We start from the raw sequence: 9,840 nt of genomic DNA on the forward strand, positions 1-9,840 counted from the left end.
ATTCCGCGGCACCGGCACTTGTGTAAAACCCACACCCCGGGACGGGCGGAACCGGCAACACCGGTACCGGCGCAACGGGCACGACCGGCGGCACCGGCTCGTCGGGCACGTCGGGCACGTCGGGCACGACCGGCAGCGACACGTCGGGCACCGGCACCTCGGGCACCGGTACCTCAGGCCGCTGATCGCCGTGGCGCACCGGCCAAGGGTCGGGAACGGCCCTTGGCACCGGCATGCACTGGGCGCGGCGGATGCGGCCCTAGTGCATGCCGTGACACGATGAAAAAAAAAAGACCTGCGGGGCAGGTCTTCTTGGGCCTGCGCTTGCAGGCCCTTCTCATTGCATGCCGGCCGCAGCCGGCACCACACCGTTACGCCGTCGCCGGGCGGCCGCGGCCGGTAGCGAAGCGGCCGGCCTTCACGATCAGGCGGAAGACCAGGCGCACGAGCACCAGCGTGAGGATCGCTTCGACGAAGGTCATCACGAACGCCGGCAGCGCCGTGAAGCGGGCCGCGCGGCGGTGGAACTTGGCCACCATGCGGTCGCGGGCGATCTCGATGCTGTCGTAGAAGGTCGGGACGACCAGCAGGGTCAGCACGGTCGACGTGATCGTGCCGCCGATGATCGCGATGGCCAGCGGCTGGTAGAACTCGCCCGAGTCGCCCAGGGCCAGCGCCACCGGCAGCATGCCGGCGATCAGCGCGAACGTCGTCATCAGGATCGGACGCAGGCGGGCGCGGCCGGCGGCCATCAGCGCGTCTTCGCGGTCCATGCCTTCCGCCTCCCGGGTACGGGCGGCGTCCAGCAGCAGGATCGCGTTCTTCGCCACGAGACCCATCAACATGATGATGCCGATGAAGCTCATCAGGTTCAGCGTGCCGTTCGTGAGCAGCAGCGCGACGACGACGCCGATCAGCGACAGCGGCAGCGACAGCATCACGGCGAGCGGCGCCGTGAACGAGCCGAACTGCATCACCAGGATCAGGTACATGAGGCCGATACCCGAGACCAGCGCGATCGTCATCTGCGTGAACACTTCCTGCTGATCCTTGCTCTGGCCACCCAACGACAGGCCATAGCCCGGCGGGAAGTCCATCGATTTCGCCAGCTTGAGGGCGTCGTCCATGACTTCGCCATTCGAGCGGCCCTGGGCATTGGCCGACACGCGCACGACGCGCTTGCCGTCCTTGTGCTCGATCGCGGACGGGCCCTTGCCCATCGTGATCTTGGCGATCTGGTCCAGCGGCACCATCATGTTGCTGCCGGTGACGGCGATCGGCAGGCGCTCGATGTTCTCCAGGCCCACGCGGTCTTCCGGCGCGAGGCGCACGGCCACGTCGCGAGTCTCGCCCGTCGGGTCGACCCAGTCGCCGACCTCGATGCCGGCGAACGCGACGCGCAGCGCGGTGGCGGCGTCGCCGACCGAGATGCCCATCATGTTCGACAGGCCGCGGTCCAGCTCGATCTGCAGCTCGTCCTTCGGATCCTGCTGGGACAGCGTGACGTCCACGGCGCCCGGTACCTGGCGCAGCTTGTCCATGTACGCGTTGGTCAGATCCATCAGCTTGCGCGAATCCGAGCCGGTGAATTCGATCTGCACGGGCTTGCCGTTGCCGTTCAGGTCGTCCGTGACCGTGTACTCGGCACCGACGAGGCGCGCGATCTTGTCGCGCAACTCGACGGCGATCTCGGAGGCACTGCGCTTGCGTTCGCCGCGCTTGCCGATGTCGACGTAGATGCGGCCGCCGCCCGAGTTGATCGAGGCGTTCGTGTCCTTCGTCTCCGGCATCGTGCGCGCCAGCGTGGCCGCTTCTTCCATCTTCATGCGGGCATAGCCCACCGACGACGACGCCGGCGTACGCACTTCGATCAGCAGCTGGCCGCTGTCCTGCTTCGGCAGGAACGACGTGCCGCCGAACTTGCCCTGCAGGCCCAGCGCCGCGACGAGGCTGGCGACGGCGATGATGGCCATCCAGCGGCGGTGGTGCAGCGCCCAGGCGATCACATGGCCGTAGCGGTTGGCCTGGTGATCGAACCACGTGTTGAAGCGCGCGAGATATTTCTCGATACCCTTCTTGGGCGCATGGTGATGGCCCGGCGGGTCGCCCCAGTAGGCGGACAGCATCGGGTCGAGCGTGAACGAAATGAACAGCGACACGATCACGGAGCAGGCGACTGTGAGTGCGAACGGACGGAACCATTCGCCCGAGATGCCCGGCATGAAGGCGACGGGGATGAACACGGCCATGATCGAGAACGTCGTCGACGCGACGGCCATGCCGATCTCCGCGGTACCCTCGAGGGCGGCCGTGCGGCGGTCGGAACCGTTTTCCATGTGGCGGACGATGTTTTCCCGCACGACGATCGCATCGTCGATCAGCACGCCGATCGCGAGCGACAGGCCCAGCAGCGTCATGAAGTTCAGGGTGAAGCCGCACAGCCACACGGCGATGAACGCGGCCAGCACGGACGTCGGCAGCGACAGTGCGGTGATCAGCGTGGAACGCCACGAGTTCAGGAAAGCGTACACGACGAAGATCGTCAGCACGGCGCCGAACACGAGCGATTCGATGACGTTGTTCAGGCTGTCCTGCGCGTCTTCGCCGCCGTCGTACGAAATGTCCAGCTTGGTGCCGGCCGGCAATTCCTTGCGGATCTGCTCGATTTCGGCGCGCACCTTCTTGGCGATGCCGACGGTCGATCCTTCGCGCGACCGCACGATCTGGATACCGACGTTGGGCTTGCCGCTGCGCATCGACACGCTGTCGATGTCGGCGAAGCCGTCCTTGATCTCGGCCACCTGGTTCAGGCGCACGACGGTGTCGCCGTTGCGCTTGACGACCACCTGCGAGAAATCTTCCGGACGCTCGATGCGGCCGACGAGGCGGATGCCCTTCTCGTCCAGTTCGCTACGCACCTTGCCGACCGGCGCGTTCGTGTTCTGGCGCGACAGCGCATTCGTGACGTCGCTGACGGAGACATTGTATTCGCGCAGCTTTTCCGAATGGAGCAGCACGGACAGCTCACGGCGCAGCGAACCGTTCACCTGCACGTTGGCGACGCCGTCGATCGCACGGAAGCGGTCGGCCAGCTGGTCTTCGGCCAGGCGCGAGATCTCGGCATGGCTCTGCGTGCTCGACGACAGCGCCAGGTTCATGATCGGCTGGGCGGACGGGTCGACGCGGCGCAGCACCGGTTCGCGCATCTCGATCGGCAGCTTGTAGCGGACGGACGCGATGGCGTTGCGGACGTCGTCCGACGCCTCGATCAGGTTGCGCTTGAAGTCGAAACGCAGCACGATCGTCGCGCTGCCCTCGTTGGCGTACGCGTTCACCTCGGTCACGCCGGTGATGGCGAGCATCTGCTTCTCGAGGCGTTCGATGAGTTCGCGTTCGGACGTTTCCGGCGACGCGCCCGGATACGGGATCGTCACGACGATGATCGGAATCTCGACGTCCGGGTTCTGGTTCACGCGCAAGTGATTGAGCGCGAGCAGGCCCATGCACATCATGCCGATGATCAGCACGAGTGTCGCGATGGGCTTCTTGACACTGAAATTGGACAGGAACATGGTGGTTAATCCCGCTTATTTACCCTGGGGTGCGCTGTTGGTCGTACTGGCGGCGCTGGCCACGCGCGATGCGGCCGCCATCTCCACCTTCTGCCCGTCCTTCAGGGTCGAGCCCGGGTGGCGCAGCACGGTGTCGCCGGAGGCCAGGCCGTTCTTGATTTCGAAATTGCCGGTGCGCGGATCGCGCGAACCCACCGTCAGGTCGATCTTCGCCAGCTGGCCGCCCTTCACTTTCCAGGCATAGGTCTTGTCGCCGGCCTTGACCATCGCGGATTCCGGCAAGGTGATCGCATCGGACAGCACGGCGTCGATGCGGCCCTCGGCATACAGGCCGGCCACGCGCGGACGGGCCTCGTTCGTGAAGCCGACGAGCACCTCGACCTGGCGCGTGATGTCGTTCGCGGACGGGTCGATGCGCTTGACGACGCCGGTGAACTTTTGCTCGCCGTAACCGTTGACGCGGAAGAAGACCGGCTGGCCGACCTTGACGGCAGCGATCTTGTCGGCCGACACGCGGCCTTCGAAGCGCATGCTCGTCGGATCGATCACCTTCAGCAATTCCTTGCCGATGGCGGCCGTGTCGCCGGGGGAGACTTTACGGTCGGAGACGATGCCGTCGAACGGCGCGCGCACGACGGTGCGGGTCACCTGCTGCTGGGCAGCCACGAGGCGTGCCTTCGCGGCGGACAGCTCGCTCTGGGCACTGTTGCGGCGCACTTCGGCGTCGTCCAGCGCCTGGGCGGACGTCATGCCGGACGCGCGCAGCGTCTTCAGGCGCTCGAGGGCGCGGTTCGACTGGTCCAGGGCCTGGGAGGCGGCGCGCTGGGCTTCCTGGGCGGACATCAGGCTGTCGCGGATCGACGTCTCGTCCAGCTTGACGAGCACGTCGCCTTTCTTGACCGGGTCGCCGTTCTCTTTCAGTACCTGCAGCACGATGGCGGACACTTCCGCGCGCAGGTCGGCCTTGCGTTCCGGCTGGACCGAGCCCGTGATCACCGGGCCGTTCGCGAGCGCACTGCTCTGCACGGTCAGGACATCCTCGGGAGCGACGAGCAGCTGGACGGCCTTGCCATCCTTCTGCTTGGCATCCGCCTGCGCGTTAGCGGCGTCGGGCTTTGCAGGGTCCTTGTCATGTTTGCCGCACGCACTGAGTGCGGAAGCAATAGCAAGGAAGATTATAGTTTTGCGCAGCATTTCTTGGTTCCCCCGAGGATGGACTCGTTACCTGTAAAAATAAGAATATAAAAGGCCAGCGCGCAGTATCGAATAGGCGGTCTTGACCGTCAATTGACGTTTCGGCAAAGCGCGGTTTTGGTGGGATGAACTGCAGATAGGCGGGATGAAATGCGTTTGGCCGAGTATGAAATGCGCGACAAAACGGACAAGCGGCGGACAGGCGGCGGACAGGGCGGACGTCCGCCGCCTGGTGGCTGCTTACTGGACGAGCAGGCGATACACCAGGTTCCCCATCAGGATCCCGGTGACGATACCCCCGCCGATCTCGACGAGCGTATGCCCCATCCGCTCGCGCAAGGTCGTGTGGCCGGCTTGTCCCGCGGCCAGGCGGTTGATGGCGGCGGCCTGGCGGCCGACGTGCTGGCGCAGACTGTTGGCGTCGATCATCACGATGAAGCACAGGGTGACGGCCACGCCGAACGCCGGGTGGCCAATGCCCTCGCGCAGGGCGATCAGGGTTGCCATGCTGGTGACGGTGGCGCTGTGGTTGCTGGGAAAGCCGCCATTGCCGACCAGGTTGAACGCCCAGCGCCCCTGGCGCGCACTGTTGATGAGGAATTTGATCGGGCCGACCACGAGCCAGGTCAGCACCGGGGTGACCAGATAAGAGACATCCATGTGAAATCCATTCAAGGGGAAACGGGAGGCACGACGCCGGGCGGCATTATGGCAGATGCGATGTCACGTGAGCAATTCACGCTGTGGCGATCGATGCGCCCGCCAAAGCGGGAAACGGGTTAATATGCGCGGTGTGGTCATTCAGACAATGCGTATATAAGAACTGGAGAGGTACATGCAACATTTCAGGTTGTCGTTCGTCGTCACCGCCGTCCTGCTGGCGCTGGCCGGCTGGTGGGGCTTTTCCCACGGTGGCAGCGCCGGCCTCCTGCAAGCGCTGTGGATCGCGGCCGTGCTGGGCGTGCTCGAGATCTCGCTGTCGTTCGACAACGCGGTCGTCAACGCGTCCGTCCTGCGCAACTGGAACGCGTTCTGGCAAAAACTGTTCCTCACGGTCGGCATCGTCGTCGCCGTGTTCGGCATGCGCCTGCTGTTCCCCCTCCTCATCGTGTCGGTGGCGACGGGCCTGGGCCTGATCGACGTCTGGCACATGGCCGTCAACAACCCGGACGAGTACGCCCGCAACCTGACGTCGCGCCATGCCGAAGTGGCCGCGTTCGGCGGTGCATTCCTGTTGCTGGTCTTCCTCAACTTCCTGTTCGACGAGGAAAAGGAACTCCATTGGCTGGGCTGGATCGAAGAAAAGATCGGCAAGTACGGCTCGGAAGGCCTCGCCATCCTGCTCACCCTGCTCGCCGTGTTCGGCTGCATGAGCCTCGTGCCGCAGGAGCGCAAGCTGTCCACGCTCATCGCGGGCGTCGTCGGCGTGCTCGTGTACGTGGGCGTGAACTGGTTCTCCGGACTGCTGGAGGAAGAAGAATCCGACCCGGCCGTCGGCAAGCTGATTTCGCAGGGCAGTATCGGCGGCTTTTTATACCTGGAAGTGCTGGACGCGTCGTTCAGCTTCGACGGCGTGATCGGCGCATTTGCCATCACGAACGACGTCGTCGTGATCATGCTCGGCCTCGCCATCGGCGCCATGTTCGTGCGGTCGCTGACCGTGTTCCTCGTGCACAAGGGCACGCTGGAAGAATTCGTCTTCCTCGAGCACGGCGCGCACTACGCGATCGGCATCCTGGCCGTGATCATGTTCGCCAGCGTCGAGTACGAGATTCCCGAATGGTTCACCGGCCTGTCCGGCGTGGCCTTCATCCTGGTATCGCTGTGGTCGTCGATCCGCTACAAGAAGCGCGAGCAACTCGAGTCGGCGACCTGAAAACCCGTAGACATTAATAGAAAGGAAGCAAGATGGCGATCAGTTTGCAGAAAGGCGGCAACGTCAACCTGTCCAAGGAAGATCCGAACCTGAAAAAGGTCATCATCGGCCTCGGCTGGGATCCCCGCGCGACCGACGGCGCCACCTTCGACCTCGACGGCAGCGCCTTCCTGCTGCGCGGCGACGGCAAGGTGCGCGGCGATGCCGACTTCATCTTCTACAACAACCTGCAGTCCAGCGACGGCTCCGTCAAGCACACGGGCGACAACCGCACGGGCCAGGGCGAAGGCGACGACGAACGCCTCATGGTCGACCTCACGCGCGTGCCGCCCGAGGTGGAAAAGATCGCGTTCGCCGTCACCATCCATGAAGCGGACCAGCGCCGCCAGAGCTTCGGCCAGGTCGCCCGCGCCTTCATCCGCTGCCTGAACGCGGACGGCGAGCGCGAGATCGCCCGCTACGACCTGTCGGAAGACAGCTCGACGGAGACGGCGATGATCTTCGGCGAGCTGTACCGCTATGGCAGCGAGTGGAAATTCCGCGCCGTGGGCCAGGGCTATAACGGCGGCCTCGGGCCCCTCGCCCGTTCGTTCGGGGTGCAGGTCTAAGATTAGCCTAATTGACAATCCGGGCGCCCATGTCAGAATGGGCGCGCTTCGTCACGCCCTTGACCTTAATCTCGCACACGACCATGCCCAAGACCCTGCCGCGCCGCGCCATCGCCATCCTCGCCTCCGTCGTCATCGCCGCCGTGGCGCTGTTCGCCCTGTACACGTGGCTCGTGCTGAACTGGTCGTACTCGGAAGGCGAACGGGCTGGCTACCTGCAGAAACTGTCGCGCAAGGGCTGGCTGTGCAAGACCTGGGAAGGCGAGATCCTGCTGTCCAGCATGCCGGGCGCCATTCCCGAGCGCTTCAACTTCACCGTGCGCGACGAGAACGTCGTGCGCCAGCTGCAGGCGGCCATGGGGCAGCGCGTGCAGCTGACCTATTCGCAGCACGTCGGCGTTCCGAGCAGCTGCTTCGGCGAGACCGGGTACTTCGTCGACAAGGCCGTCGTCGGCGGGTCGAATCCGGTGGCCCCCAGCAATATGTGATGCGTTGTTGCGTCCATTTTGTTAAAGAAATGTTATACGCAAACATTTCTGTTGCGGGCCACAAGTCCCTGCCCTACACTCTCCTGAGAAAGCAATACGACAGGAGACAACATGCAACAAAACCCCATCCGTAAAATCGTCATCGTGGGGGGCGGCACGGCCGGCTGGATGGCCGCGGCACCGCTGGCCCAGCGCATGGGCCAGCGCTGCGAGATCGTGCTGGTGGAATCGCCGGACATCGGCACGATCGGGGTGGGCGAAGCGACCTTGCCGACGATCCGCTTCTATAACGCGGCCCTCCAGCTCGACCACGCCGACTTCATCAAGAAGACCCAGGCCAGCTTCAAGCTCGGCATCGAATTCAAGGACTGGGGCCACGTCGGCAACCGCTTCTTCCACGGCTTCGGCGACTTCGGCCCGCCCATCAACGGCATCCAGGCGCACCACTACTGGCTGCGCCTCGCGCGCACCTTCGATCACATGCCCGCGCTGGAAAACTGGTCGATGGCATCGGTCATGGCGCGCGAGAACAAGTTCACGATGCCGAACGACGCGCAGCCGGGCGCCACGGACGCCTATTCGTTCGGCTACCATTTCGACGCCGGCCTGTACGCCGCCTTCCTGCGCGATTACGCGATGGCGCGCGGCGCCAAGCGCGTCGAAGGCACGATCACCAGCGTCGACCAGCACCCGGAGACGGGCTTCGTCACGGCCGTGCGCCTGGCGGATGGCCGCACGCTCGACGGCGACCTGTTCATCGACTGCTCGGGCTTCCGCGGCCTGCTGATCGAAGGCGCGCTGAAGGCCGGCTACGACGACTGGAGCGAGCACCTGCCGTGCAACAGCGCCCTCGCCGTCCCGTGCGCGCGCGTCGAACCCCTGACGCCGTACACCCGTTCGACGGCCAAGGGCGCGGGCTGGCTGTGGCGCATCCCGCTGCAGCACCGCACCGGCAACGGCCACGTGTACAGCAACGCGTTCACGACCGACGAAACAGCACGCCAGGACCTGCTCGACGGCCTCGACGGGGCCGCGCTGGACGAGCCGCGCCAGCTGCGCTTCGTCACCGGCAAGCGCAAGAAATCGTGGGTCAAGAACGTCGTGGCGATGGGGCTGTCGGCCGGCTTCGTCGAACCGCTGGAATCGACCAGCATCAGCCTGATCGAAACGGCGATCGGCACCCTGATCGAACAGTTCCCGGACCGCGATTTCCGTCCCGAGCTGGCGGACGAATTCAACCGGATCATCGGCAGCCGCTACGAGTCGATCCGCGACTTCATCGTCATGCACTACAAGCTGACGAAGCGCGACGACACGGAATTCTGGCGCTATTGCGCGAACATGACGATCCCCGATTCGCTCGCGCACCAGATCGAACTGTTCCGCGAGACGGGCCGCGTCGCGATCCTCGACCGCGACAGTTTTCTCCTCCCCTCGTTCGTCGCGATGCTGGTCGGCCTCGGTGTCGAGCCGAAGCGCTACGATCCGTTCGTGGACGATGTCGACATGCGCCAGCTGCACGGGCACTTCGCGGGACTGCGTGACCTGATCGTGCAGACGGTGGCGAAGATGCCGGGGCACGGGGCGTATCTGGAGAAGAACGCGAAGGCCGGCTAGTACCGTCATTCCCGCGTACGCGGGAATCCATACTTAGGATCCGAAGACGCTCTACCAAATACGCTGCAGGGCCTTCGACTTACCGAATTCTGTAACTCAGCATGGGTTCCCGCTTTCGCGGGAACGACGCATTCGGGTTACTCGTGATCGCGGTCGGCCCGCTGCTTGGCCACCGCATCCGCGAGCCGCAGCGCCGCCTGCACTTTCGAGGGCTGCTGCGAGAACCGCCCCAGCACCTCGCGCGCGAGGTCTTCCGATTCGGCGCGCTGCTTGGCTTCGGCCTGGCGCGCCTCGATCTGCTCGCGCAGCGCGGCCAGTTCCGCCACCTGATCTTCCTGGCGCACGGATTCCAGCTCGACGAGGCGCTTCTTCGCCTCCGCCATTTCCTGCGTGGCGAGCGCCGTCTTGCGCTGCATTTCCGCCGCCAGCTGGGCGTTCGCGAGCAGCGCGCGCTGGGCGTCGCGCTTGTCGATCGCGGCCTGCGC

At 64.9% G+C, this 9,840-nt stretch carries 7 protein-coding genes and 1 pseudogene; 4 read left to right on the plus strand and 4 right to left on the minus strand.

The genetic code is table 11. The features are described 5' to 3' along the window. Positions 1-371: 371 nt before the first annotated feature. The 3 genes from ACEN88_RS16895 to ACEN88_RS16905 form a co-directional block, all read right to left on the minus strand. On the minus strand, positions 372-3,572 hold the full coding sequence (locus ACEN88_RS16895; RefSeq protein ID WP_413341369.1) for an efflux RND transporter permease subunit: 3,201 nt from the start codon (positions 3,570-3,572) through the stop codon (positions 372-374). Between the two features lie 15 nt (positions 3,573-3,587). Then, a complete protein-coding gene (locus ACEN88_RS16900; protein ID WP_413341370.1) occupies positions 3,588-4,766 on the minus strand; it encodes an efflux RND transporter periplasmic adaptor subunit in 1,179 nt (392 codons plus the stop codon). Positions 4,767-5,006: 240 nt separating this feature from the next. Then, positions 5,007-5,426 carry a divergent PAP2 family protein gene (locus ACEN88_RS16905; protein WP_371761626.1) on the minus strand — a complete coding sequence of 140 codons (420 nt, stop codon included), beginning with the start codon at positions 5,424-5,426 and terminating at the stop codon, positions 5,007-5,009. Between the two features lie 175 nt (positions 5,427-5,601). Here ACEN88_RS16905 and ACEN88_RS16910 point away from each other — a divergent pair, with 175 nt between their 5' ends. The 4 genes from ACEN88_RS16910 (at position 5,602) to ACEN88_RS16925 (ending at position 9,355) form a co-directional block, all read left to right on the plus strand. Next, a complete protein-coding gene (locus ACEN88_RS16910) occupies positions 5,602-6,642 on the plus strand; it encodes a DUF475 domain-containing protein (protein WP_413341372.1) in 1,041 nt (346 codons plus the stop codon). A gap of 32 nt (positions 6,643-6,674) precedes the next feature. Further along, positions 6,675-7,250, plus strand: coding sequence for a TerD family protein (locus ACEN88_RS16915; protein WP_259452037.1), 576 nt, complete (start codon positions 6,675-6,677; stop codon positions 7,248-7,250). A gap of 83 nt (positions 7,251-7,333) precedes the next feature. Then, the gene (locus ACEN88_RS16920) at positions 7,334-7,738 is read left to right on the plus strand and encodes a hypothetical protein (protein WP_413341374.1); all 405 of its coding nucleotides are present in this window, start codon (positions 7,334-7,336) and stop codon (positions 7,736-7,738) included. 111 nt (positions 7,739-7,849) lie between these two features. Next, complete coding sequence (locus tag ACEN88_RS16925; RefSeq protein WP_413341375.1) at positions 7,850-9,355, plus strand: tryptophan halogenase family protein; 1,506 nt, start codon at positions 7,850-7,852, stop codon at positions 9,353-9,355. A gap of 137 nt (positions 9,356-9,492) precedes the next feature. On the opposite strand, the pseudogene ACEN88_RS16930 reads toward ACEN88_RS16925, so the two are convergent. After that, positions 9,493-9,840, minus strand: a pseudogene (locus ACEN88_RS16930) (hypothetical protein); the annotation flags it as partial.

The organism is Massilia sp. CT11-108, assembly GCF_047302915.1.
Lineage (GTDB): Bacteria > Pseudomonadota > Gammaproteobacteria > Burkholderiales > Burkholderiaceae_D > Telluria > Telluria orientalis.

Coding starts and splice junctions, on each gene's coding strand:
- ACEN88_RS16925 (WP_413341375.1), top strand. CDS start 7,850: ATGCAACAAAACCCCATCCGTAAAATCGTCATCGTGGGGGGCGGCACG.
- ACEN88_RS16895 (WP_413341369.1), bottom strand. CDS start 3,572: ATGTTCCTGTCCAATTTCAGTGTCAAGAAGCCCATCGCGACACTCGTG.
- ACEN88_RS16900 (WP_413341370.1), bottom strand. CDS start 4,766: ATGCTGCGCAAAACTATAATCTTCCTTGCTATTGCTTCCGCACTCAGT.
- ACEN88_RS16915 (WP_259452037.1), top strand. CDS start 6,675: ATGGCGATCAGTTTGCAGAAAGGCGGCAACGTCAACCTGTCCAAGGAA.
- ACEN88_RS16920 (WP_413341374.1), top strand. CDS start 7,334: ATGCCCAAGACCCTGCCGCGCCGCGCCATCGCCATCCTCGCCTCCGTC.
- ACEN88_RS16910 (WP_413341372.1), top strand. CDS start 5,602: ATGCAACATTTCAGGTTGTCGTTCGTCGTCACCGCCGTCCTGCTGGCG.
- ACEN88_RS16905 (WP_371761626.1), bottom strand. CDS start 5,426: ATGGATGTCTCTTATCTGGTCACCCCGGTGCTGACCTGGCTCGTGGTC.